Raw genomic sequence first — 24,392 nt, 5'->3', positions numbered from 1 at the left:
ACCCCGGAGCGTGTAACCGGGGCGACATTCTTTGGAGCAGTCTGAACATGCGTGGATTTTTTGCAGCAACGGCGATGGCGGTCAGTGTTCTGGCGGCACCCGTCGCCCAGGCGGAAACGCTGACAGACGCGTTCATCGCGGCCTACCGCACCTCCAACCTGCTCGACAGCGAGGCCGCGACCTTGCGTGCCGCGGATGAGGATGTGGCGCAGGCGATGTCGACCCTGCGCCCGGTGGTGGATTTCGTGCTCTCCAGCGGCTATTCCCGCAGCCAGACAACATCCAGCGCACGCTTCGTAGAAGGTGTCCGCACCACGTTTGACCTTTCGGCATCCCTGACCCTGCTGGATTTCGGGCGTCGCGCCCTGCGGATCGAAATCGCCAAGGAATCCGTGCTGGCCACCCGCGAATTGCTGCGCGGGGTTGAACAGGATGTGCTGTTTGCCGCCGTCAATGCCTATGTCAGCGTGCAGGTCAACCAGCAGCTGTTGTCGCTGCGCGAGTCCAACGTACGGCTGGTGACGCAGGAACTGCGCGCGGCGGGTGACAGGTTCGAGGTCGGAGAAATCACCCGGACCGATGTCTCAATCGCCGAGGCGCGGCTGGCGGCGGCGCGGGCCGGTCTGGCGTCAGCGGAAGGCAACCTGATGGTCGCGCGCGAAGCCTACAAGGCGGCGGTCGGGGCCTATCCGCGCAATCTGGCGGCACTGCCGCGCTCGCCCGGCCTGCCATCCTCGATGGAGGCGGCGCGTGCGGTAGCTCTGCGGACACATCCGACAATTCTGGGCGCGCAGCGCCGCGTGACCATCAACGAATTGGGGGTCGAGCTGCAAAAGGCCGGGTTCCGGCCAACGGTCTCGGCCCGGGCCGAGGTTGGCATCAATGACGCCGGGGGGGAAAGCCAGACCTTTGGCCTGACCCTGAACCAGCGGGTCTATTCCGGCGGCAATCAATCTTCGCTGCTGCGCCAGTCGATTGCGGCGCGCGATGCGGCGCGGGCCGATCTGGGGCAGGCCGGGGTGCTGATCGCCGAAGCGGTGGGCAATGCCTGGGCCGGCCTTGCGATTGCCAATGCACAGGTGCAGGCGGGGGATCAGCAGATCCGCGCGGCGCAAACCGCGTTTGACGGCGTGCGCGAAGAGGCCAACCTTGGCGCGCGCACCACGCTGGATGTGCTGAACGCCGAACAGGAACTGCTTGACGCCCGCGTGACCCGCATTCAGGCCGATGCAGAGCGCTATCTGGGGGTCTACCGCGTGTTGCAGGCCATGGGGCTGCTGTCGGTCGAGCATTTGCAACTGGGCATCCCCACCTATGATCCGGCGGGCTATTACAATGCGGTCAAGAACGCCCCGGTGCATTCGGCGCAGGGCAAAAAGCTGGACCGGATTCTGGAAAAACTGAAATAGGGCCGAAACGGGCAGGGGCTTTGTCGGCGATCAGGCGCGCAGATAGTCCACCGCACGTGAATCAGCGGCGCCATATTCTTGTACTCTGGGCACAGCGCGACTAAAGTCATTAACAGAACCGGTTGGCTGCGGGCCAATGGCGCTGCGGAAAAAGCCGGAAACGCGGCAGCATGACAGGCAGGGTACGCAATGTCGGAACCGATGAGCACACATGAAATCGAGGATGTCTTGTCCTCTATCCGCCGCCTGGTGTCAGAAGATCTGCGCCCGTCGGTCGGCCGTGCGCCCGAAGGGCAGGCACAGGCCGGGGTGGCGGAAAAGCTGATGCTGACGCCCGCGCTGCGGGTGGTCGCGGCGATGGAAGCGCCGGTGCCAACCGGGGATGAGGCGGCATGGCGCGCCCGCAGCTTTGACGCGGCAGCCCCGGTGGGGGTCAGCGCTGTTGCCCCGGTCGAAGAGGTGGTGGCCCGTCTGGGCGCGTCCGTGCCCGAAGAGGAATGGGAATCGCCCTTTGGCGACCCCGAAATCTGGGCCGGGCCCGATGCGCCGCCTGTGACAGATACCACAGCGGCGACGACCCCGAGCTTTGTCGCGCGCCCCCGCATGACGCTGAATGCGGCAGAGGCAGAGTTTGAAGCAGAGTCTGAGGCAGAGTCGGAGGCTGAAGAGGTGCCGGTCGGATTCCACGCCGCGCCGATGTCCGGCTTTGCGGATGCCGGGGATGCAGAGCCTGAGGTGATGCCGGGCCTATCGTCGGGCGACGAACCGGCCACGGCCCCGCGCCGGGTGCTGCGCCGCGAGATTGCACCGCCGCAGGACGACGGCGATTGGGCCGATGCCGCCGAAGCAGCGGTGCGCGCCGATCTGGAACAGGGCACCGAAGATGAGGTGATTGCGGAACTCTATGACTCGCAGGCCGATGGTATGGCCTTCGACGAAGAGGTGTTGCGCGATCTGGTCCGCGACCTGATCCGCGAGGAACTGGCCGGAGCACTGGGCGAACGGATCACCCGCAATGTGCGCAAGCTGGTGCGGACGGAAATCGCCCGCGCCATGTCGCTGCGGGATTTCGAATAGCCCGCACCCCCGCGCGTGCGGTGGGCGGCTGGTCTGATACGCAAAACGCGCCCCCCGGGGCGCGTTTTGGCATTCTGCGGCTGAATAAAATCAGGCGGCTTCGCCCATTTCCGATTCCAGCGCATGGCGACGTTCGGATTCTTCGCGGCTGAGCGCGACCGACGTGCGCACGCCTTTGGACACGAATTCCATCAGACCCTTGACGACACGTTCATTCGGGTCGATCCCGGCACAGGACAACACTTCGCGCCCGTCGCGCGACCGTGCCCAACGTGCAATCTGTTCAGGCCCGTTGCCGTATTTTTTGTCATCTGCGATGGCATCGTCCAGCGCAGCAAGCACAACGGCGGCAAAAAGCTTGCGCGCGCGCTGGCCCTGTTCGTAATTGAAAGCGGTGCTGTCAACGAAACCAGTCATTCGGGTGGTCCTTTATTCTTGCTCTTGTCTTTCTGTGCGTCGGGCGAACCTAAACGTTTCGAAGTGATTCGGCACCACCTGTTTTGCATTCCTGTCATGCGTCTGACGCATAGCTGACGCAAAGGAATACCGTATCTAGTCGGCTTGCCCCCTCAGGGCTACCCAGATATAGGTGTGGCGTTTTCGACTTCAACCTTTTGTCAAGGTTTGGCCACAAATGCCCAAGATCAACGGTAATGAAATCAAGCCCGGAATGGTGCTGGAACATGACGGCGGCCTGTGGGCTGCGGTCAAGGCCAACCATGTAAAGCCCGGCAAAGGCGGGGCTTTTGCCCAGGTCGAGCTGAAAAACCTGCGCGACGGCCGCAAACTGAACGAGCGCTTCCGGTCAGAAGATAAAATTGAAGAGGTCCGGCTGGAAAACAAAGACCAGCAGTTCCTGTATGAAACCGACGGGCGGCTGGTGTTCATGGATTCCGAAACCTATGAGCAGATCGAACTGGATGCCGACCTGCTGGGCGAGCGGCGCCCCTTTTTGCAGGACGGGATGACGGCAACCATCCGCTATTACGGCGATGAAGCTCTGGCCGTGACCCTGCCGCAAAAGGTGAAATGCCGGATCGTGGAAACCGAACCGGTGGTGAAGGGCCAGACGGCGGCGAACAGCTTCAAGCCCGCTATTCTGGACAATGGCGTGCGGATCATGATCCCGCCGTTCATCGGCCAGGATGAAGAGATCATCGTGCATACCGAATTCATGGAATATTCCGAACGGGCCTAGGCCTCAGGGCAGGGCGGCCAGCCGGGCCGTGCCTGCCACCATATCCTGCATCCGGTCAAAGCGCAGCCAGGCAATCGCCTTGCCGCCCGACTGGGTGAACAGCGTGCCCGCCTCTTTTTCCCCCGACATCACAGGCGTGCCGACCGGTGCGGCCCCGTCGATGGCCACGGTGATCAGACCCTTTTTCAGCTCGGTCTTGTGCTTCATCCGGGCGGTCACCTCTTGCCCCACATAGCAGCCCTTGCGGAAATCGACGCCATGCAGCCGGTCAAACCCGGTTTCCAGCAGATAGCTGTCATTGGCGATCAGCTCGATCCCGGTTTCCGGGATGCAATGGGCCACGCGGATGGCATCCCAGTCGATCACCGGGGCCTGACCGGGCAGGCCATGCCCGCGCCATCCCAGCGCCGGGTGGCGCGGGTCGGCAAAGGTGCCCGGTGGCGGGCTGTCCAGACCGCGGGTCACGGCCAGATCGGTGCGGGCGATCTGCACATCGGCGCGCAGGCGGTACATCGACAGGCGGCGCAGCGTCTCGGCGGCGATGTTGCTTTGGATGTCGATCAGCAGATGGTCACCGTCCAAGGGCCGGATCACGAAGAAATCGGCCAGATACTTGCCCTGCGCGGTCAACAGCGCCGCCCAGATCATGCCGGGGGCTTTTTCCAGCGGCAGCATGTCATTGCTGATCAGCCCTTGCAGAAAGCTGAACCGGTCTTGGCCGGTGACGGTCCAGACCTGACGGTCAGGCGCGGTTTCGCCACGGCTCATTGCGCGGTCCCCTCATCTTTGAACTGCAGCGCATAAAGGTTGGCATAAAGCCCGCCCTGCGCCAGCAGTTCGGCATGTGTTCCGGTTTCCACCGCGCGGCCCTGATCCATGACGATGATGCGATGCGCAGATCGCACCGTGGCCAGACGGTGGGCGATGACCAGCGTGGTGCGGCCCTGTGCGGCCTGCGCCATGGCGGTCGCAAGGGCGGCTTCGGACGCCGCATCCAGTGCGCTGGTCGCCTCATCCAGCAGCAGCACGGGCGTGTCGCGCAGCAGGGCGCGGGCGATGGCGATGCGCTGGCGCTGACCGCCCGACAGGTTGCTGCCGCGCGGGCCTGCGGGGGTGTCCGCGCCCTGCGGCAGGGTTCCGACAAACCCGGCTGCTTGCGCAGTGGCAAGGACGGCGTCGATCTGCCCGGCGCTGATGCCCTGCCGGCCAAGGGTCAGGTTGTCGCGCAGGCTTTCGTCGAACAGCGCCGCATCCTGGCTGACGGCGGCAAACAGCGCGCGCTGATCATCAAGGCCCATGTCGGTGGTGGCAATGCCATCGATGGCCACCACGCCGCTTGCCGGGTCTGACAGGCCCGTAAGCAGGTGAAACACGGTGGATTTGCCCGCGCCCGACGGGCCGACCAGCGCGGTCAGCTTGCCCGCCTCGGCGGTAAAGCTCAGGCCGCGCAGCACCGGCTGATCGCCATAGCCGAAATGCACATCGGCAAAGCTGAGCGCAGGTGGCAGCGTGGCAGGCATCTGGCCCACGGCAGGGCGGCAGTGCGATGGCTGCAGGCCAAACAGCGCCGCAATGCGGTGCAGGCTGGCCGCCCCGATCTGCCACAGCCCCGCCATGTCGCCCAGACGCCGGATCGGCTGAAACGTCAGCACCATGGCGGAAAAGAACGCCATGAACTCGCCGGTGCTGCGGGTGCCCGCCGCCACCTCGCGTCCGCCAAGCATCAGCACCGCCAGAAAACCGAAGCCGGTGATCAGATCCACCAGTGACGGCAGCACGGCGCGGCCAAAGGCGGCCTTGGTCTCGGCGGAAACGATGCGCGACAGGATCGCGTCAAAGCGCGCGGTCTGATGCGCCTCCATCCGGTTCAGCTTCACCGCCTGAATGCCGTGAAAGATCTCGTCCAGCCTTGTGGCCCGTTCCCCCGCCTGATTGCGCAGATGAATGGCTTTGCGGCGCAGATAGCGGCGCAAGACCGCTGCGGGCAAAATCAGCAGCGGCGTGCCGATCAGCGCGGCAAGCGTCCACCACGGGTCGATGCTTACCGCCACCGCAAACAACCCGATCAGCGCCACCATGTCGCGGCCAATGCCAGACACCAGCGATATCCAGATGCCCTGCACCGCCATGGTGTCGCCCTGCACCCGTTCAATCAGCGCGCCTGGGGAATTGTCCTGAAAAAACCGCATGTCCAGCCGCAAGAGATGCGCGAGCAACTGGCCTTGCATCCGGGCCGCCACCCGCTGCGACACGCGGGCCAGCAGGGTTTTGGACGTAAGCGAGGTAATGGCACGCACCGCAAACAGGCCAAAGATCGCCCCGCCCACCAGCCACAGCGCCCCGGTGCTGCCGCTGCCGAACACGCGGTCAAACAACGGCTCCAGCATATAGGACAGTGCGCCCAGCGTGCTGCCCTCGATCACCATGATCAGAAAGGCCAGCGCCAGCAGCCCGGACTCTGGTCGCAGATACCGCGCCCAGAACCAGCGCACCAAGGGGCCATCACCGGCATCGGTGTCGGGTGGCGGCAGGTCGCGGGCAGGGGTGTCCGGCAGCGTCATGCGCGTGATGTAATGGCAAAGCCGGTGCAGCCGCAAGGACTGGCCCGCAAATCAGCGCAGGCCCGATTGACCTTGGCGAAGACTGGCCATAGCCATTGGCGAATTGACAGCCAGAGGCGCATGATGACGCAACCCAATTCCACCCGGCCTGACCTTTCGCGCGGACGCAGTTATCTGGCCATCCCCGGCCCCTCGGTGATGCCCGACCGGGTGCTGAACGCGATGCACCGGGCCGCGCCCAACATCTATGCGGGCGATCTGACCGAAATGGTTGCCGCGATGTGGCCCGATCTGCGCGCGGTGGCGGGCACCACGCAGCATGTGGCGGCCTATATCGGCAATGGCCATGCCGCGTGGGAGGCGGCGAATGCCAACCTGTTCAGCCGGGGCGATCTGGCGCTGGTGCTGGCCACCGGGCGGTTTGGCATCGGTTGGGCGGAAAGTGCGCGGGCGATGGGGGTCGAGGTCGAGGTGATGGATTTCGGCACCCGTGATCCGGTCGACATGGCCCGGGTCGAGGCGCGGCTGCGCGAAGATCGTGCAGGCCGGATCAAGGCGGTGATGACCACGCATGTCGATACGTCCAGTTCCATCCTGACCGATATTCCGGCCCTGCGCGCGGCGATGGATGCGGCGGGGCACCCGGCGCTTCTGTGCGTCGATTGCATCGCGTCCTTGGGCTGCGATGAATACCATATGGACGCCTGGGGCATCGATCTGACGGTGGCCGCCAGCCAGAAGGGGTTGATGACCCCGCCCGGCATGTCTTTTCTGTGGTTTTCGGAAAAAGCCCGCGCCGCAGGGGTCGATGCCGATCTGCGCACCCCCTATTGGGACTGGCGCAAACGGTCGGAACCGGAAGAGTTCTGGCAATACTGGGCGGGCACGGCCCCCACGCATCACCTATTTGGCCTGCGCGAGGCGCTGGCCATGCTGCACGAAGAGGGGATGGCCCGCGTCTGGGCACGGCATGAGGTGCTGGCCCGCACGGTCTGGGCTGCGTTTGATGCCTGGGGTATGGGCCATCCGCGCATCGGGCTGAATGTGGCCGAGCCCAAATACCGCTCGCGCGCGGTCACGGCGGCGCGGCTGGGCGCACCGGATGCCACGCGGCTGCGCGACTGGACGGAAGCGCAGGGCGGGGTGACCCTGGGCATCGGCCTTGGCATGGCGCTGCCGTCGGACCCGGCCTGGCACGGCTTCCTGCGGGTGGCGCATATGGGGCATGTGAATGCGCATATGACGCTGGGGGCCCTTGCGGTAATGGAGGCGGGGATGTGCGCGCTGGATATCCCGCACGGCCCGGGCGCGCTGGACGCCGCCGCCAAGGTCATCGCGGCGGGCTAAGGCGCAGGGTCTGCTGCGAAAAACCACCCGCGCCCCCACCATCTGCCCGCTTTGCTGCCAGATGCGGCCGAAACCGCCCCTGCCGCAGGGTGCGGATGCGCTGTGCGCGGGTGCAGACTTGGCCCGGCCCGGATTTGCGCCTATTGTGAAGGCATGGAACATGAACATGGCTGCACGTCTATGACTCCTCCGGCCTCGCGGCGCCCTGTCGTGGGCATCATCGGCAACATGAGCCTGCTCAATGAAAGCTATCCGGTACATGCCGGGGGCACGATGAATTCCGAAGCGGTTGCCGAGGTCTCGGGCTGCCTGCCCATCATCATCCCTTCCGACCCGCGCCTTGTGGTGGTCGAAGAGCTGCTGGACCTGTGCGACGGCTTTCTGCTGACCGGGGGCCGCCCGAATGTGCACCCAAGTGAATATGGCGAGGATGAAACCCCCGCGCATGGCAGCTTTGACCGTTGCCGCGATGCGATCACCCTGCCGCTGGTGCGGGCCTGTGTCGAACGTGGCCAGCCGGTGTTCGGCATCTGCCGCGGGTTTCAAGAGGTGAACGTGGCCATGGGCGGCACGCTCTATCCCGAAATCCGCGATCTGCCGGGCCGGATGAACCACCGTATGCCCCCCGATGGCACGCTGGAGGAAAAGTTCGCCCTGCGCCACACGGTGAAATTCAACCCCGGCGGGGTGTTTCATCAGCTGATGGGCGCGCAAGAGGTGATGACCAACACGCTGCACGGCCAAGGCATCAACCGCCCCGGCAGCCGCATCGTGATCGACGGCACCGCCCCCGATGGCACGCCCGAGGCGATCTATGTGCAGGGCGCGCCGGGGTTCACCCTTTCGGTCCAGTGGCACCCGGAATGGAACGCTGCGGGCGATCCGGTCTCGCGGCCGCTGTTCGCCGCCTTTGGCCGCGCCGTGGCCGATTGGGCCGCTGGCCGTCGCCCGGTGGCCTTGCGCAGCGCCTGAGGCCTTGTTCGCGCTAACAAGGCGGATATAGTCGGGGCCGGTTCCAAAGGGGAGGCTGCCGTGACCCATTCCATGACCCGCTCGCGCATCAATGACATCATGGCGCAGGCCGATGACATGATCCGCCAGTATGGCTTTGTCCTGCCGCCCTTTGCCTATTGGACGCCCGACCAGTTCGTAATGCACAAGGCGCAGGCTGGCCGGATCATCGCCTCGCGCATGGGCTGGGACATCACCGATTACGGGCAGGGCCGGTTTGACCAGATGGGCCTGTTCCTGTTCACCCTGCGCAATGGTGATCTGGCCGATCTGCAGCGTGGCGGCGGCATGTGCTATGCCGAAAAACTGCTGATTTCCCGGCAGGATCAGCTGTCACCCATGCACACCCATGTCATCAAGGCCGAAGATATCATCAACCGGGGCGGGGCCACGCTGGTGATCGAACTGCATGGCAGCGATGATCAGGGCCGTTTTGCCCGCGACCGTGGCGGCGTGGTGCGCTGCGACGGGCTGGAGCGGGCCTATGCCCCCGGCGAGAAACTGAAGCTCGCCCCCGGCGAAAGCGTCACGCTGATGCCCGGCGACTGGCATGCCTTCTGGGGCGAGGGCGGCGATGTGCTGATCGGCGAGGTGTCGACCGTGAATGACGACCTGACCGACAACGTCTTTGTCGAACCGATTGGCCGTTTTGCCGACATCGAGGAAGACGTGGCCCCGACCCATTTGCTGGTCAGTGATTATGATCGCTGGTTGGCCTGAACAGTCCACACGCGAGGCATGAAAAAACGCGCGCACCGGGGGGTGCGCGCGTTTTGCTTTATCTCCGGTCGTCTCAGCCCTGCGGGCACAGGCCGTTTACCAGCGCCACAGCGCAAGCCGGGGCGGCGGGTGTCACGGCGGCGGGGGCTGCTGGCGGGGTCGGGGCCAGGGGGGCCGGTGCCGCCGCAGGGGTTGCCGGGGCAGGTGCCGCAGGCACAGCCGGGGTAACCAGCGCCGGGGGCATGGCGGCGGGCGTCGGCAGGCTGGGCCATGCCGTCGGTGCCGTGGACATCGGCCCTGTCACCGCCGCAGGTGTCACGCTGCCATCGGCGTCCGCCGTGGTTGCAACTGCTGGTTCGGGCGCTTTCTTCTTCGGCGCGGGCGGCGGCAGGGTCAGCCCCTTGGGCATCTGGCCGCTTGCGGTCAGCACGATGACCTTGGCCCCGTCCGGCACGCGGTTGTACAGATCAATCACATCCTGATTGATCATGCGGATACAGCCCGAAGACGCATTGCGCCCGATCGACCACCATTCCGGCGTGCCATGGATGCGGTAGCCGTAATCGACGCCATTGGTGGTCAGGTACAGCGCGCGCGACCCCAGCGGGTTGGTCGGCCCGCCGGGCTGACCCTTTTCCCATTTCGACAGCTCTGGCTTGCGCTCGATCATCTCTTTCGGCGGGGTCCAGGTTGGCCACTGGCGGCGGTTGGTCACCAGCGCCTGACCCGACCACTGAAAGCCAGCAGCCCCGACCGCGATGCCATAGCGGATCGCCTTGTTCTTGCCGGTGATGAAGTACAGATGCTTGGTCGCCGGGTTGATGATCACGGTGCCCGGCACTTCTTCCGACGGGAAATCGACAACCTGTCGCTGGAACTGCGCAGGCACCCGTGCCGGATCAATCGCCGGAATGTCGATGCCATTGTCCTTGGTGGCCAGATACATCGCTTCTGCCGGCACCACGACAGCGGGCGCAGAGGTGGTGGCGGGCACACAGGCGGCAAGGCCTGCCGACACGGTAATGGCAAGCAAGGCCCGGAGTGCGAAAGAAGACATATGGAAATCCCGTCAGAAATTCAACAAAGCTGCAAGCGTCGCCCGCGACAGTATCAGCCCAAACTTAACCGAGGTGTTAACAGAGGTCAAAGCCCTTGCGCGGACAGGCGCGCATTCCCCCATTCGCTCGCGGAACTGTGATTTCAGTCGTGCCGAAGGGCAGGCCATCAGCACGCCGCTGCCTCAGAAACTGTCCGATCACAGGGGCTTAACCGCGCCCGCGGATCATGTCACCTTGGCGCGGGCCTTGAATTCCGGCCGGTCCCAGCTGCGGCTGGCCATGATCTGCGCCAGAACAGCCACTGCGCCCTGCACATCGGCGTCCGAGGTATACAGCGGGGTAAAGCCAAAGCGCAGAATATCGGGCGCGCGGAAATCGCCGACGACACCTTGGGCAATCAGCGCCTGCATGATGGCATAGCCGTCCGGGTGGCGGAAACTGACCTGTGACCCGCGTTGTGTGGCATCCCGCGGCGAGGCAAGGGTCAGATCGGGGCAGGCCGCCTCGACCCCCGCAATGAACGCCTCGCACAGATCAACCGACCGCGCCCGCAGATCGGCCATGTCGACATCGTCCCAGATGTCCAGACTGGCCTCCAGCGCGGCAAGTTGCAGAACAGGCGGGGTGCCCACCCGCATCCGCTCAATCCCGGTGCCGGGGCGGTAGTGCAGATCAAAGGCAAAGGGCGCTTCATGCCCCAGCCAGCCCGACAGGGCAGGGCGCACCACATCCTGATGCCGGGGGGCCACATAGATGAAGGCCGGGCCGCCGGGGCCGGAGTTCAGGTATTTATAGGTGCAGCCGACCGCAAAATCGGCGCCGCACCCGGCCAGATCCACCGGTAGCGCCCCCGCCGAATGCGCCAGATCCCAGACCGTGACCACACCCTTGTCGCGCGCCAGCGCGGTAAGGGCCGCCATGTCATGTTTGGCACCCGTGCGGTAATCCACTTGCGTCAGCATCAGCACCGCCACCTCATCGGTGATCGCCGCCGCCACATCTTCGGGCGCAACCGTCACCAGCCGATAATCAGCCCCAAGCGTGCGGCACAGCCCTTCGGCCATATACAGGTCCGACGGGAAATTGCCGGTATCCGACAGAATCACCCGCCGCTCCGGCGTCATTTCCAAGGCAGAGGCCAGCGCCTGATAGACCTTGATCGACAGCGTATCGCCCAGCACCACAGACCCCGGCTCCGCCCCGATCAGCCGCGCGATGCGGTCGCCCAGCCGGGTCGGCTGGTCCATCCATCCGGCGGCATTCCAGCCCCGGATCAGCATGTCGCCCCATTCATCGGTGACGCAGGCGGCAACGCGGGCGGCGGCGGCACGCGGCAGCGGCCCCAGCGAATTGCCATCCAGATAGATCACGCCGTGCGGCAGGTGGAACATGGCGCGGGTGGCGGCGAAATCTGTGGGCATTGGCGGACCTTCTGGTGTCTTTTGTGCAGGTGCAATCTTCTGGCGCAGATGTGCGTTCTTTTTTCCCCGCCGACAATGGCGAAACCGGCACCAGAATACCGCTGCGCAACCGGCCTTGCATGTTGCCTTTGCGACAAGAGTGCAGATAGTCGCGGGACAGCCTGACCGGAGCACTGCAATGCCAAAGACCCTGACCGACTGGATAGACCTGCCGCCGGTCTGGCTGGCGCTTGCGCTTGGCGTGACATGGGGGTTCGATCAGGTGATGCCCTGGGGCCTGTTCGGCCCGGCGGGGCGGTTTGTCGGGGCGGGTCTGGTGATCATCGGGCTGGGGCTGCTGGCGGCGGCGGTGGCGCAGATGCTGGCCGCGCGCACCACCGTCATCCCGCGCGGTCAGCCGCGTACGCTGGTAACCGGCGGGCTGTTTGCCTGGTCGCGCAACCCGATCTATCTGGCCGATGCCCTGATCCTGTCAGGTGCCATCCTGTGGTGGGATGTGCCGGTGGCCGTGCCCTTGGTGTTCGGCTTCATGTTCCTCATTCAACACCGCTTCATCCTGCGCGAGGAAATGGTGCTAAGGGCTGCATTCGGCCCGCAATTTACCCAATGGGCCGCGCGCACCGGACGCTGGTTTGGTCGAACTTTGCGATAGAAATGCCGCAAAGGGCCAGAAGTCTATGAAATAATCTTGCGCGGTGCTAATTGGACCGCAATACAGAACCGGACCTGCGCGCGGCGCAACACTGACCTGAACATCGGGGGAGATACTGTGAAGATCGGGGCACCGAAAGAGATATTTGACGGCGAGAACCGTGTCGCCATGACACCGGAATCGGCCGTGCAGCTGATCAAGCTGGGCCATGCCTGCGTGATCGAGTCCGGCGCAGGGGCCAGGGCCGGGTTTTCCGACGCCACCTATGAAAAGGTGGGCGTCGAGGTCGTGCCAACGGCACAGGCGCTCTATGACGCGGCCGATGTCGTGGTCAAGGTGCGCGGACCCGAGGCGGATGAGGCGCGTCTGCTGAAATCCGGACAGACCCTGATTTCCTTCTTCTGGCCGGCGCAGAACCCGGATCTGCTGGCGCAGGTCGCAGGCCAGGGCGCCACTGCGGTCGCCATGGATATGGTGCCCCGCATCAGCCGCGCGCAGAAGATGGATGCGCTGTCGTCGATGGCCAATATCGCGGGCTACCGCGCGGTGATCGAGGCGGGCAACAACTTTGGCCGCTTCTTCACCGGTCAGGTCACGGCGGCAGGCAAGGTGCCCCCCGCCAAGGTGCTGATCGTCGGGGCCGGCGTGGCAGGCCTCGCGGCCATCGGCACGGCAACGTCGCTCGGCGCGATCGTGCTGGCGTTTGACGTGCGGCCCGAAGTGGCCGAACAGATCGAATCGATGGGTGCGAATTTCGTGTTTCTGGAATTCGACGCCTCCGAACTGCCCGATGGCGCGGCGACGGGTGGCTATGCCGCCCCGTCGAGCCCGGCCTTTGCCGCCAAGCAGCTTGCCAAGTTCCGCGAACTGGCCCCCGACATGGACATCGTCATCACCACCGCCCTGATCCCGGGTCGGCCTGCGCCAAAACTGTGGACAGCGGATATGGTTGCGATGATGAAGCCCGGTTCGGTGGTCATCGATCTGGCCGCCGAACGTGGCGGCAACTGTGACCTGACCGTGCCGGACCAGAAGATCGTCAGCGACAATGGCGTCACCATCGTCGGCTACACCGATTTCCCCAGCCGGATGGCAGCGCAGTCTTCCACGCTTTATTCCAACAACATCCGTCACATGCTGGCCGATCTGACACCAAAGAAAGACGGTGTGATCGCGCATAACATGGAAGATGACGTGATCCGGGGTGCCACCGTGACCCATCAGGGCGCGGTCACCTATCCGCCGCCACCCCCCAAGGTTGCGGCGATTGCGGCGGCCAAGCCGAAGCCGAAAGCTGTCGAACTGACCCCGGTCGAAAAACGCGCGCTCGAAGTCGCGGCGTTCAAGACCCAGACCCGCAATCAGGTCGGCCTGCTGGCCATCGGCGCGGTGCTGCTGCTGGCGCTGGGCCTCGTGGCCCCGGCCAGCTTCATGCAGCACTTCATCGTCTTCGTGCTGGCGGTCTTTGTCGGCTTCCAGGTGATTTGGAACGTCTCGCACTCCCTGCACACGCCCTTGATGGCGATCACCAACGCCATTTCGTCGATCATCATCCTTGGCGCGCTGATGCAGATCGGGTCGGGGTCATATCTTGTGATCCTGCTCGCGGCGCTGTCCGTTTTCATGGCCGGAATCAATATCTTCGGCGGCTTCCTTGTCACCCGGCGCATGCTTGCCATGTTCCAGAAATCGTAAGGGAGGGGGCAAGATGGACTACGGATTCACCACGGCCGCCTATGTTGTTGCGGCTATTCTCTTCATCCTCTCGCTGGGCGGGCTGTCGGGTCAGGAAAGCGCCAAGCGCGCGGTCTGGTACGGCATTACCGGCATGGCGCTGGCGATTGTCGCCACGCTCATGGGGCCGGGGGCAGGCAACTGGTTCCTGTCACTCCTGATGATCGCCGGCGGGGGTGCCATCGGCTACGTCGTGGCCCAACGCGTTCAGATGACCGAAATGCCGCAACTTGTGGCGGCGATGCACAGCCTCGTCGGCTTGGCCGCGGTCTTCGTCGGCTTCAACGCCGATCTGGAACTCAGCCGCGTGCTGGCGATGGAGCCTGCCGCGCGGGTGGGGCTGGAGGGCTTTGCCGCCCTGCTGGCCAAGAAATCCGCCGTTGAAATCTCGATCCTGCGGGTCGAAGTCTTCCTCGGCGTCTTCATCGGCGCGGTCACCTTCACCGGCTCGGTCGTGGCCTTCGGCAAGCTGGCGGGCAAGGTCGATACCACCGCCAAGAAATTGCCCGGCGGGCATCTGCTGAACGCAGGCGCTGCGCTTGGGTCGGTGATCCTTGGTGTGATGTATTTCAACGACGCCGGGATCCTCGCGCTCATCGCGATGACCCTGCTGGCCTTCTTCATCGGCTATCACCTGATCATGGGCATCGGCGGCGCCGACATGCCGGTGGTGGTCTCGATGCTCAACAGCTATTCCGGCTGGGCGGCGGCGGCGATCGGGTTCAGCCTTGGCAATGACCTTCTTATCGTGGTCGGCGCGCTGGTCGGCTCCTCGGGCGCGATCCTGAGCTATATCATGTGTAAGGCGATGAACCGCTCGTTCATCAGCGTCATCCTCGGCGGCTTCGGCGGCACCTCCGGCCCGCAGATGGAAGTCACCGGCGAACAGATTGCCATTGATTCCGAAGGCGTCGCGGCGGCCCTGAACGATGCCGACAGCATCATCATCATCCCCGGCTACGGCATGGCGGTGGCGCAGGCGCAACAATCGGTGTCGGAACTGACCCGCAAGCTGCGCGCCAAGGGCAAGACGGTGCGCTTTGCCATCCACCCGGTGGCAGGCCGCTTGCCCGGCCACATGAACGTGCTGCTGGCCGAGGCCAAGGTGCCCTACGACATCGTGCTGGAAATGGACGAGATCAACGAGGATTTCCCCTCCACCGACGTGGCCATCGTGATCGGCTCGAACGACATCGTGAACCCGGCAGCACAAGAAGACCCCAACAGCCCCATCGCCGGCATGCCGGTGCTGGAATGCTGGAAGGCGAAACAGGTGTTCGTGTCCAAACGCGGGCAGGGCACGGGGTATTCCGGGATCGAGAACCCGCTGTTCTACAAGGACAACACCCGGATGTTCTATGGCGATGCGAAAAAGTCGCTGGATGCGCTGCTGCCGCTGATCGACTGACGCCGCGTGTGTTCTGTAAAAAATCCGACCAAAGGCCCCGGCAGATGCCGGGGCCTTTGACATTCGCGCAACAGACCTGCGGCATACCCCGGTATTCCGGCATTTCGCTTTTGCGCGCGCGCCCGCGCGCCTTAAGTCAAGATCAAAGACCTTTGGCCCGAGTTCCCCCCGCATGACCAGTTTTTCCGACCACCCGCAGCGCTATTCCATCGTGAACGAACTGCACGCCCGACCCTTTCCCGCCATCGAGGTGCCGGGCACGGCGGTATATCTGGCGATCAAAGAGCCAGACGATGCCGCCAACCGCGACCGCAGCCGCGACCGCCGCCATCTGCTTGACCTTCTGGACCGCAACGGCAGTGCGCATCCGCAGCCCGAGGCCACGCATTTCTTTGGCGAGATCGGCCGCAACCAACTGAAATGGGAAAGCCATACCGAATTCGTGACCTATTCGGTGTTCAGCAAAGGCGTGGGCACGCGCCCGTTCGACCCGGCCGAAGCGGCGGTGTTTCCCGAAGACTGGTTGTCGCAAGCCCCCGGCAAGCGGCTTTGTTCGGTCCTGATCCGCATCGAGTACATGCCCGAGGATGAGGCCACCGCGCTGGCCCAGCTGGAAGACTGGTTCGTGGGCGAAAGCCTTGCGGTGTCAAAGGTGGTCGATGGCGCGGCCATTGTCGCGGGCGACTTCCGCATCGATGCGGCTGGCCACATGCGCTTTGCGGTCTTCGTGCGGGCGGGCACCTCGCCGCGCCGCATCGGGCGGATCGTGCAGCGCCTGTGCGAGGTGGAAACCTACCGCGCCATGTCGATGCTGGCGCTGCCCCGGGTGCGGCACCTGAACTCCCGGCTGAACACGCTGGACCCGCGCCTGTCGGATCTGGTGAGCGCCCTTGACGGCACCGAACGCAGCGCCGAGGCGATGCTGCACGATCTGTTGGCCATTTCGGCGGAACTGGAAAGCCTGTCGGTGAAATACACCTTCCGCTTTGGCGCGACAGCCGCCTATGAGGCCATCGTGAACCAGCGGATCGAGGTGATGCGCGAAATCCGTCTGGGCGGCCGCCAGACATTCGCCGAATTCATGATGCGCCGCTATGATCCGGCGATGCGCACGGTCAAATCAGCCGAAAGCCGGCTGCGCAGCATGGCCGAACGCGCCGCCCGCGCGGCAGAACTCCTCAGCACCCGGGTCGAGGTGGACCGCTCGGCGCAGAACCAGAAACTGCTGGAATCGATGGACCGCCGCGCCGATGTGCAACTGCGCCTGCAGCGCACGGTCGAAGGGCTGTCGACGGTCGCCATCAGCTATTACGCGATCAATCTGGCCAGCTATGTGATCTACCCGCTGACCGAAGCTGCGGGCGTGTCAAAAGGCATGGGGCTGGCAGTTCTGACGCCGGTGGTTCTGCTGGGGGTCTGGCTGATGGTGCGGCGCATCCGCCATCATCTGGACTGACCCGCCGGTGACCGCTGTCGGGCACCTTCGACTGGCTGGCTCAAATGCGGCCAGCCCCCTTCATCTGTTCTCAAATATCCCGGGGGGTCCGGGGGGCTGCCCCCCCGTCCACAGGGGCCACAAATGCCAACGCCCGGAGGGGTTCTCCGGGCGTTGGTGTCAGTGCCTCACGCCTTATTCCAGCGCAAGGTCCGTCACCGCATGGGTCCAGGCCATGCCTTCAGGCGCCTTGGTGATCGCCGGATTGTCGGGCGACACGGCGGCGAGCAGGGTGGCCACGGTTTCCTCGTAAGCTGTCGGGTCCAGCTTGCCGGTGCTGCCTGCGGTCAGCTTGGCCACCTCCGACATCATGTACTGCTGATGCTCCAGCCGCTGCGCGCCGGAATCGTCATTGTCGACGATGATCTGCGCCGCCTCATCCGGGTTGGCTTCGGCATATTTCCAGCCCTTCATCGAGGCGCGGACGAACTTCGCCATGGTTTCCACAAAGGCCGGGTCGGCCAGCCGGTCTTCCAGCACATAAAGCCCGTCCTCCAGCACCCCCACGCCTTCATCGGCATAGGTGAAGGTCACCAGCTGATCCTCGGTGATCCCGGCGTCAATCACCTGACCATATTCGTTATAGGACATCACCGAAATGCAATCGGCCTGCTTTTGCAGCAGCGCATCGACGTTGAACGCCTGTTTCAGCACCGTCACCCCACCGTCAGAGCCGTCGGTCGCCAGACCCAGTTTCGCCATCCAGGCATAGAACGGATATTCATTGCCAAAGAACCAGACGCCCAGCGTGCGGCCGGGAAAATCGGCCGTCGTGGTGACGCCCGATTCCTTCAGGCAGGTGAACTTCAACCCGCCATCGGCAAAGGGTTGTGCGATGTTCACCAGCGGCAAACCACGCTCGCGCGCCGCCAAGGCGGCGGGCATCCATGTGGTGATGATGTCGGCGCCGCCGCCTGCAATCACCTGTTCCGGCGCGATATCGGGGCCGCCGGGCTTGATGGTGACATTCAGGCCCTCTTCCTCAAAGAACCCCTTGTCCTTGGCGACGTAGTAGCCAGCGAACTGCGCCTGCGTCACCCATTTCAGTTGCAGCGTCACATCCTGCGCCTGCGCCGTGCCGGCAAAGCTGGCCAGAACCGCCGCGGTAAACAGTCTCTTCATTGGTCGACCTCCGTGTTGTGCCCCTCTGTCGGGGGCGTTGCTTGTTATTTTCGTTGGCTCGGGTGCCAGAACGTCACCCGGGATTCGATCAGCGCGATCAGCCCATAGAGCGCCGATCCCGCCAGTGCCGCCACTGCAATTGTGGCCCAGACCATATCGAGCGCCAGTTTTCCCACCTCGGTCGAGATGCGAAAGCCCATGCCGGTGACCGGGCTGCCGAAAAATTCGGCAACGATCGCCCCGATCAGCGCCAGCGTGGCCGCGATCTTCAGCCCGTTGAAGATGAAGGGCATCGCGGCGGGCAGGCGCAGCTTCAGCAAGCGCTGCGTATAGGTGGCCGAATAGGTCTCCATCAGGTCGCGCTGCAGCCGGTCACTCGCCTGCAACCCCGCCACCATGTTGACCAGCAGCGGAAAGAACACCATCACCACCACCACCGCCGCCTTGGACTGCCAGTCAAAGCCGAACCACATCACCAGCACCGGGGCGAGGCCGACGATGGGCAGGGCCGAGACGAAATTGCCCACCGGCAGCAGCCCTTTTTGCAGGAAAGGGGACCGGTCAATGGCAATGGCCGTGACAAAGGCCGCCACCGTGCCGATGGCGAACCCAGACAGCGCCCCCCGGATCACCGTCTGCACGAAATCGGCCCAAAGGATGGGCAAGGACGATACAATCTTCGGCCCGATCACCGATGGCCCCGGCAGGATAACAGTCGGCACCGCAAAGCCGCGCACCAGCCCTTCCCACAGCACCAGAAGGGTGATGCCGAACAGCGCCGCCACCGTGATCTGCCCCGCGCGGGTCTTGCCAAACCCGCTTGCCGCCAGCCGCACATTCAGCGCCCATGCCGCCAGCCAGAAGACAACCGAACCTATCAGCCAGATCATGCCGGCACCCCCATTCGCGCCCGGGCCAGCCGCTCAATCCACCCGACGATCAGGATCAACCCGCCCGCAAGAATGGCCGCCGCAAACAGCGCCGCCCACATGATCAGCGGCTCGCCAAACTGCGACCCGATCAGCATGCGCGCGCCCAACCCCTCCACCGCGCCGGTCGGCAGCTCGCCGATGATGGTCCCCACCAGCGCCGCCGCAACCGCCACCTTCAGCGAGGCGAAAAAATAGGGCAGCGACGCCGGCAGCCGCAGCTTGAAAAACGTCTGCGGCTCTGATGCGCCATAGGTGGACAACAGGTCCAGCTGCATCTGGTCGGGGCTGCGCAGCCCCTTGATCATGCTGACCAGCACCGGAAAGAACGAGAGGTACGCCGCGATGATCGCCTTCGGTACTTCGCGGTTGTCGATGCCGATCTGGTTCGACACGGTCAGGATCATCGGGGCCAGTGCCACGATGGGAATGGTCTGGCTGATGATGGCCCAAGGCATCACGCTGACCTCCATCACCCGGAACCGCACGATGGCCATGGCCAGCGCCACGCCCAGCACGATGCCAAGCACAAAGCCCATCATCGTGCCCCGCAGCGTGACATAGCCGTGATAGACGAGGGATCGCTTCGACGTCACCGCCTGACCCGTCACCCCATCCCACAAAACCTGTGCCACCTGATGCGGCGGCGGCAGCAGAGGGCGATCTTGTGCCATGGTCTGGGGGATGACCTCGGCCAAAGTGACGGTGGTGCCAGAGCGCGCGGCCTGATCATAAACCCAGGTCGCATTCATCCAGACCGCCGCCAGATACCACAGCGTAAAAATGGCACACAGCACGGTCAGGACCGGGGCAATCTTACCCATCAATGCCCCCGAACCCTTGCGCACACACAGCCATACCTTTGCCATACGCAAACCAGACGTGGGCCAGACGTTGGCTGGCTGTGGATTTGCGCGGCTCAGTCATCCAGATGCCCCGCCCGCAACCCTTCGCGCACCCGATGCGCAATCTCGATGAACTCCGGGCTGTCCCGGATCTCCAGCGGGCGATCCTTGGGCAGGGGGCTGTCGATCACATCGGTGATCCGGCCGGGACGCGGCGACATGACGACGATCTTGGTCGACAGATACACCGCTTCCGGAATCGAATGGGTGACAAAGCCGATGGTCTTGGACGTACGCGCCCAGAGCTTCAGAAGCTCTTCATTGAGCCGGTCACGCACAATCTCGTCCAGCGCGCCAAAGGGTTCATCCATCAGCAGAATATCGGCGTCAAAGGCCAAGGCCCGCGCGATGCTGGCGCGCTGCTGCATCCCGCCCGAAAGCTGCCAGGGGAACTTGCCGCCAAAGCCCGACAGCTCCACCAGCTCTAGCACTTTTCGAACACGATCTTCCTGATCCGCCTTGGAAAACCCCATGATTTCGAGGGGCAGTTTCACATTTCCTGCAATCGTGCGCCACGGATACAATCCCGCCGCCTGAAACACATAACCATAGGCGCGCGTCTTTCGCGCCTCGTCCGGGGACAACCCGTTGACCGTCAGTGTGCCGCCAGTGGGGTGCTCCAACGCCGCGATACAGCGCAGAAACGTGGTCTTGCCACAACCCGAGGGGCCAATAAAGCTGACAAAATCGCCCTTGTTGATGGTCAGATCCACGTCTTTCAGCGCATGAACCGGCCCGTCGCCGGTCTGGAAGGTCAGGTTCAAACCCCGCGCCTCGATCACCGGCTGCCCTGTATGGGAGGTGTCTTTCATCTGGCTCAGACGCCCGTTGCCGGGACGCCGGACCGGACCACGGGGCGTGGCGCCGTCAGGTCTTTCCACTGCGTCAGCGCCCGGTTGACCGCGCCGCGCGCCTCACGGCCCACAAACTGGCCATGGCCCTCGCGGCTGGTCATCACGCCTTCGGTCACCGCGACATGGCCGCGCGTCAGGGTGAACCTGGGCAGGCCTTTGACCTTTTTCCCTTCGAACACATTGTAATCAATGGCAGATTGTTGCGCGCTGGCGGTGATGGTCTTTTCCCGCTCCGGGTCCCAGACGATCAGATCGGCATCCGCCCCCACCAGAACCGCGCCCTTTTTCGGATAGCAGTTCAGGATCTTGGCAATGTTGGTGCTGGTCACCGCCACAAATTCATTCGGCGTCATCCGCCCGGTGCCCACCCCGTGGGTCCAGAGCATTGGCAGCCGGTCTTCCAACCCCCCGGTCCCATTGGGAATCTTGGAGAAATCACCCTTGCCAAAGCGTTTCTGCTCGGTGGTAAAGGCGCAATGGTCCGTCGCCACCACCGACAACGACCCCGACATCAACCCGGCCCACAAACTGTCCTGATGCGCCTTGTTGCGGAACGGCGGGCTCATCACGCGGCGCGCGGCATGGTCCCAGTCGGGGTGGAAATACTCGGACTCGTCCAGCGTCAGATGCTGGATCAAGGGTTCGCCCCACACCCGCTTGCCCTGCTGTCGCGCCCGGCGGATCGCCTCATGTGCGTCCTCGCAGGACACATGTACCACATACAGGGGCACGCCCGCCATATCGGCGATCATGATGGCCCGGTTGGTCGCTTCGCCCTCCACCTGCGGCGGGCGGCTGTAAGCATGGCCCTCTGGCCCGGTATTGCCCTCGGCCAGCAGTTTGGCGGTCAGTTCCGCCACCACATCGCCATTCTCGGCATGCACCATGGCCAGCCCGCCAAGCTCGCCCACCCGGCGAAAGCTGGCAAACAGCTCGTCATCGTTGACCATCAGCGCGCCCTTGTAGGCGAGGAAGTGCTTGAAGCTGGTGATCCCGGCCTTGACGCTGTCCTCCATCCCCTCCCAGACCTTCTCGCCCCACCAGGTCACCGCCATGTGGTAGGAATAGTCGCAATGGGCGCGGGGGGATTTGTTGCTCCACACCTTGGCCGCATCCATCAGCCCCTGACCCTGACCCGGCAGCACGAAATCCACCACCATCGTCGTGCCACCTGCCAGCGCCGCCCTTGTCCCGCTGTCAAAATCATCTGCCGAATAGGTGCCCATGAAGGGCATTTCCAGATGGGTATGCGGATCAATCCCGCCGGGCATGATGTAACAGCCGGTGGCATCGAGCACGGTGTCGCCGCCAAGGCCTTGGCCGATCTCGACAATCACCCCACCCTCGACCAACACATCCGCCGCGTAGGACAGATCCGCGGTCACCACCGTCCCGCCCTTGATCACCGTCGATGCCACAGCACTGCTCCCTTATTTTCTGTCCAAAAATATCCCGGGGCCAGCCTCAGGATACCACCTCAGCCACCTCAAGCACCGCATGCAGCAGCACATCCGTGCCTGCCGCCGCCCATTCGGACGAAATTTCTTCCGCCTCGTTGTGCGACAGCCCGTTCACGCAGGGGCACATGATCATCACCGTGGGGGCAACCCGGTTGATCCAGCAGGCATCGTGCCCGGCACCCGAGACGATATCCATGTGGGAGTACCCAAGCTTTTCAGCGGCTTGACGGACGGTCTTCACCAGACCTTCATCAAAGGTCACCGGGTCGAAATGGCCGACATCCTCGATCTCGCAGCCCAGTCCCAGATCGCGCGCCACCGCATGGGCCGCCCGCATCACCTCGGCCTTCATCGCGTCCAGCTTGGCCTGATCGGGGCTGCGGATATCGACCGTGAACACGGCCTTGCCGGGGATCACGTTGCGCGAGTTGGGGTAGACATTGCAATGCCCCACCGCGCCGACAGCATCCGGCTGATGGCTCATGGCAATCTGATGCACCCGCTCGGTGATCCGCGCCATGCCGAGGCCGGCATTGACGCGCATCGCCATGGGGGTGCTGCCAGTATGTGCGTCGCGCCCCGTCAGGGTGATTTCCAGCCACCACAGGCCCTGACCATGGGTGACGACGCCAACCTGCTTGCCCTCGGCCTCCAGAATAGGGCCCTGTTCGATGTGCAGTTCCAGCATGGCGTGCATCTTGCGCGTGCCCACCGGCTCGTCCCCGACCCAGCCAATCCGGGCCAGTTCGTCGCCAAAGGCTTTGCCTTCGGCATCGGTGCGGGAGTAGGCGTAGTCCTGCGTGTGCATCCCGGCAAAGACACCGCTGGCCAGCATGGCGGGGGCAAAGCGGGTGCCTTCCTCATTGGTCCAGTTGGTGACCACGATCGGGTGGCGGGTCTCGATCCCCAGATCGTTCATCGTGCGCACCACTTCCAGCGCGCCCAGCACGCCCAGCACGCCGTCATATTTGCCCCCCGTCGGCTGGGTATCCAGATGGCTGCCCATGTAGACGGGCAGGGCTCCAGGGTCGGTGCCGGGGCGGGTGGCGAACATATTGCCCATGGTGTCCACGCCCATGGTCATTCCGGCCGCCTTGCACCAGTCTGCGAACAGGTGGCGGCCCTCATTGTCGGCGTCGGTCAGGGTCTGGCGGTTGTTGCCCCCCGCGATGCCGGGGCCCACTTGCGCCATCTGCATCAGGCTGTCCCACAGCCGTTCGGAATTGATGCGGAGGTTTTCTCCGGGTGCTGGCATCAGCTGGCTCTCCCTGTTTGCCAAAGGGTCTTTGCCCCTCTTGCGGCGACTCATTTCCTGACCGTATGGTCAGGACCAAGCGCACCACAACCTGACCATCCGGTCAACATAATTTCCAACAGGCTGATGACACAGAACGCACAAGTTTCACGCATCCAGAAGGGCAGACGCACCGAAATCCGGCGCGAAAATGAGCGTGTGATTTTGGATGCGGCAGAAAAGGTGTTTGCCGAGGCTGGCTATGGCGGGGCGACCATGCAGTTGATCGCCGATATGGCGGGGCTGCCCAAGGCCAATCTGCATTACTACTTTCCCACCAAGGAGGCGCTCTACCGGCAGGTGGTGCGCAACATCTTTGAAATCTGGTTGCATGCCGCCGACACTTTTGACGATGCCCCCGGCCCGGTCGAAGGGATCGGCGGCTATATCGAGGCCAAGATGGCGATCTCGCGCCGTCATCCGTTCGGGTCAAAGGTCTGGGCATCCGAGGTGATGCATGGCGCGCCGGTGATACAGGATTATCTGGAAACGACCTTGCGCGACTGGACGGCGGGGCGGATGGCGGTGATCCAGGCCTGGGTGGATGAGGGCAAGATGGCCCCGGTCGATCCGCGCCATCTATTGTACATGCTCTGGGCGATGACGCAGCATTATGCTGATTTCGGTCATCAGATCGAGACGCTGAACGGCGGCGAGCCGCTGAGTGATGCGCAATGGCGTGACGCGACCGAGACGGCAAAGACGGTCATCCTGCGCGGGATTGGCGTGATCTGAGG

General features: G+C 64.1%; 22 protein-coding genes. 11 read left to right on the top strand and 11 right to left on the bottom strand.

Features of this window, described 5'->3' with window-relative positions; translation table 11 throughout:
- Positions 1-47 precede the first annotated feature (47 nt).
- Positions 48-1,409 carry a TolC family outer membrane protein gene (locus tag EEB11_RS11415; RefSeq protein ID WP_135431449.1) on the top strand — a complete coding sequence of 454 codons (1,362 nt, stop codon included), beginning with the start codon at positions 48-50 and terminating at the stop codon, positions 1,407-1,409.
- A gap of 201 nt (positions 1,410-1,610) precedes the next feature.
- Entirely contained in the window at positions 1,611-2,486 is an 876-nt protein-coding gene (locus EEB11_RS11410) for a hypothetical protein (protein ID WP_135431448.1), read from the top strand.
- 90 nt (positions 2,487-2,576) lie between these two features.
- Here the strand turns inward: EEB11_RS11410 and EEB11_RS11405 are convergent, their stop codons facing one another.
- Positions 2,577-2,903: a DUF6280 family protein gene (locus tag EEB11_RS11405; protein ID WP_103333163.1), complete on the bottom strand. Its 327-nt coding sequence runs from the start codon at positions 2,901-2,903 to the stop codon at positions 2,577-2,579.
- A gap of 217 nt (positions 2,904-3,120) precedes the next feature.
- Here EEB11_RS11405 and efp point away from each other — a divergent pair, with 217 nt between their 5' ends.
- The gene (efp, locus tag EEB11_RS11400) at positions 3,121-3,684 is read left to right on the top strand and encodes an elongation factor P (protein WP_135431447.1); all 564 of its coding nucleotides are present in this window, start codon (positions 3,121-3,123) and stop codon (positions 3,682-3,684) included.
- Between the two features lie 3 nt (positions 3,685-3,687).
- Here efp and ygfZ read toward each other — a convergent pair whose 3' ends face one another.
- Both ygfZ and EEB11_RS11390 read right to left on the bottom strand, forming a co-directional pair.
- Positions 3,688-4,452, bottom strand: a complete 765-nt coding sequence (gene ygfZ, locus EEB11_RS11395; RefSeq protein WP_135431446.1) for a CAF17-like 4Fe-4S cluster assembly/insertion protein YgfZ — start codon at positions 4,450-4,452, stop codon at positions 3,688-3,690.
- Positions 4,449-6,245, bottom strand: coding sequence for an ABC transporter ATP-binding protein (locus tag EEB11_RS11390; RefSeq protein WP_135431445.1), 1,797 nt, complete (start codon positions 6,243-6,245; stop codon positions 4,449-4,451). The genes ygfZ and EEB11_RS11390 overlap by 4 nt, the downstream gene beginning before the upstream one ends.
- 123 nt (positions 6,246-6,368) lie before the next feature.
- Here EEB11_RS11390 and EEB11_RS11385 point away from each other — a divergent pair, with 123 nt between their 5' ends.
- The 3 genes from EEB11_RS11385 (at position 6,369) to EEB11_RS11375 (ending at position 9,323) form a co-directional block, all read left to right on the top strand.
- Entirely contained in the window at positions 6,369-7,592 is a 1,224-nt protein-coding gene (locus EEB11_RS11385) for a pyridoxal-phosphate-dependent aminotransferase family protein (RefSeq protein WP_135431773.1), read from the top strand.
- Positions 7,593-7,772: 180 nt separating this feature from the next.
- The gene (locus EEB11_RS11380; RefSeq protein ID WP_167852723.1) at positions 7,773-8,564 is read left to right on the top strand and encodes a gamma-glutamyl-gamma-aminobutyrate hydrolase family protein; all 792 of its coding nucleotides are present in this window, start codon (positions 7,773-7,775) and stop codon (positions 8,562-8,564) included.
- Positions 8,565-8,636: 72 nt separating this feature from the next.
- Entirely contained in the window at positions 8,637-9,323 is a 687-nt protein-coding gene (locus EEB11_RS11375; protein ID WP_135431771.1) for a D-lyxose/D-mannose family sugar isomerase, read from the top strand.
- 73 nt (positions 9,324-9,396) lie between these two features.
- On the opposite strand, the gene EEB11_RS11370 is transcribed toward EEB11_RS11375, so the two are convergent.
- Positions 9,397-10,380, bottom strand: coding sequence for a L,D-transpeptidase (locus EEB11_RS11370; RefSeq protein ID WP_135431443.1), 984 nt, complete (start codon positions 10,378-10,380; stop codon positions 9,397-9,399).
- 225 nt (positions 10,381-10,605) lie between these two features.
- Entirely contained in the window at positions 10,606-11,802 is a 1,197-nt protein-coding gene (gene kynU, locus EEB11_RS11365) for a kynureninase (RefSeq protein WP_135431442.1), read from the bottom strand.
- A gap of 178 nt (positions 11,803-11,980) precedes the next feature.
- On the opposite strand from kynU, the gene EEB11_RS11360 reads away from it, so the two are divergent.
- The 4 genes from EEB11_RS11360 (at position 11,981) to EEB11_RS11345 (ending at position 17,052) form a co-directional block, all read left to right on the top strand.
- The gene (locus EEB11_RS11360) at positions 11,981-12,454 is read left to right on the top strand and encodes a methyltransferase family protein (protein WP_135431441.1); all 474 of its coding nucleotides are present in this window, start codon (positions 11,981-11,983) and stop codon (positions 12,452-12,454) included.
- Positions 12,455-12,571: 117 nt separating this feature from the next.
- Entirely contained in the window at positions 12,572-14,149 is a 1,578-nt protein-coding gene (locus EEB11_RS11355; protein WP_135431440.1) for a Re/Si-specific NAD(P)(+) transhydrogenase subunit alpha, read from the top strand.
- A 13-nt stretch (positions 14,150-14,162) separates the two neighbouring features.
- Positions 14,163-15,596 carry an NAD(P)(+) transhydrogenase (Re/Si-specific) subunit beta gene (locus EEB11_RS11350; RefSeq protein ID WP_135431439.1) on the top strand — a complete coding sequence of 478 codons (1,434 nt, stop codon included), beginning with the start codon at positions 14,163-14,165 and terminating at the stop codon, positions 15,594-15,596.
- A gap of 172 nt (positions 15,597-15,768) precedes the next feature.
- A complete protein-coding gene (locus tag EEB11_RS11345; protein WP_135431438.1) occupies positions 15,769-17,052 on the top strand; it encodes a DUF3422 family protein in 1,284 nt (427 codons plus the stop codon).
- Between the two features lie 174 nt (positions 17,053-17,226).
- Here EEB11_RS11345 and EEB11_RS11340 read toward each other — a convergent pair whose 3' ends face one another.
- The 6 genes from EEB11_RS11340 to EEB11_RS11315 form a co-directional block, all read right to left on the bottom strand.
- Positions 17,227-18,213, bottom strand: coding sequence for an ABC transporter substrate-binding protein (locus EEB11_RS11340; RefSeq protein ID WP_135431437.1), 987 nt, complete (start codon positions 18,211-18,213; stop codon positions 17,227-17,229).
- A gap of 44 nt (positions 18,214-18,257) precedes the next feature.
- Positions 18,258-19,103: an ABC transporter permease gene (locus EEB11_RS11335; RefSeq protein ID WP_135431436.1), complete on the bottom strand. Its 846-nt coding sequence runs from the start codon at positions 19,101-19,103 to the stop codon at positions 18,258-18,260.
- Entirely contained in the window at positions 19,100-19,966 is an 867-nt protein-coding gene (locus EEB11_RS11330; protein ID WP_135431434.1) for an ABC transporter permease, read from the bottom strand. Before EEB11_RS11330 ends, EEB11_RS11335 begins: the two co-directional genes overlap by 4 nt.
- A gap of 95 nt (positions 19,967-20,061) precedes the next feature.
- Positions 20,062-20,859, bottom strand: coding sequence for an ABC transporter ATP-binding protein (locus EEB11_RS11325; RefSeq protein ID WP_135431432.1), 798 nt, complete (start codon positions 20,857-20,859; stop codon positions 20,062-20,064).
- A gap of 5 nt (positions 20,860-20,864) precedes the next feature.
- Positions 20,865-22,319, bottom strand: coding sequence for a dihydropyrimidinase (gene hydA / locus EEB11_RS11320; protein WP_135431430.1), 1,455 nt, complete (start codon positions 22,317-22,319; stop codon positions 20,865-20,867).
- A 46-nt stretch (positions 22,320-22,365) separates the two neighbouring features.
- Positions 22,366-23,616 carry a Zn-dependent hydrolase gene (locus EEB11_RS11315; RefSeq protein ID WP_135431429.1) on the bottom strand — a complete coding sequence of 417 codons (1,251 nt, stop codon included), beginning with the start codon at positions 23,614-23,616 and terminating at the stop codon, positions 22,366-22,368.
- Between the two features lie 126 nt (positions 23,617-23,742).
- Here EEB11_RS11315 and EEB11_RS11310 point away from each other — a divergent pair, with 126 nt between their 5' ends.
- Positions 23,743-24,390 carry a TetR/AcrR family transcriptional regulator gene (locus tag EEB11_RS11310; RefSeq protein WP_135431427.1) on the top strand — a complete coding sequence of 216 codons (648 nt, stop codon included), beginning with the start codon at positions 23,743-23,745 and terminating at the stop codon, positions 24,388-24,390.
- The last annotated feature ends 2 nt before the right edge of the window (positions 24,391-24,392 follow it).

The organism is Pseudotabrizicola sediminis, assembly GCF_004745575.1.
Taxonomy (GTDB): domain Bacteria; phylum Pseudomonadota; class Alphaproteobacteria; order Rhodobacterales; family Rhodobacteraceae; genus Pseudotabrizicola; species Pseudotabrizicola sediminis.
The sequence above is the reverse complement of the archived record's forward strand: the minus strand, read 5'-3'. Positions and strand labels throughout refer to the sequence as shown.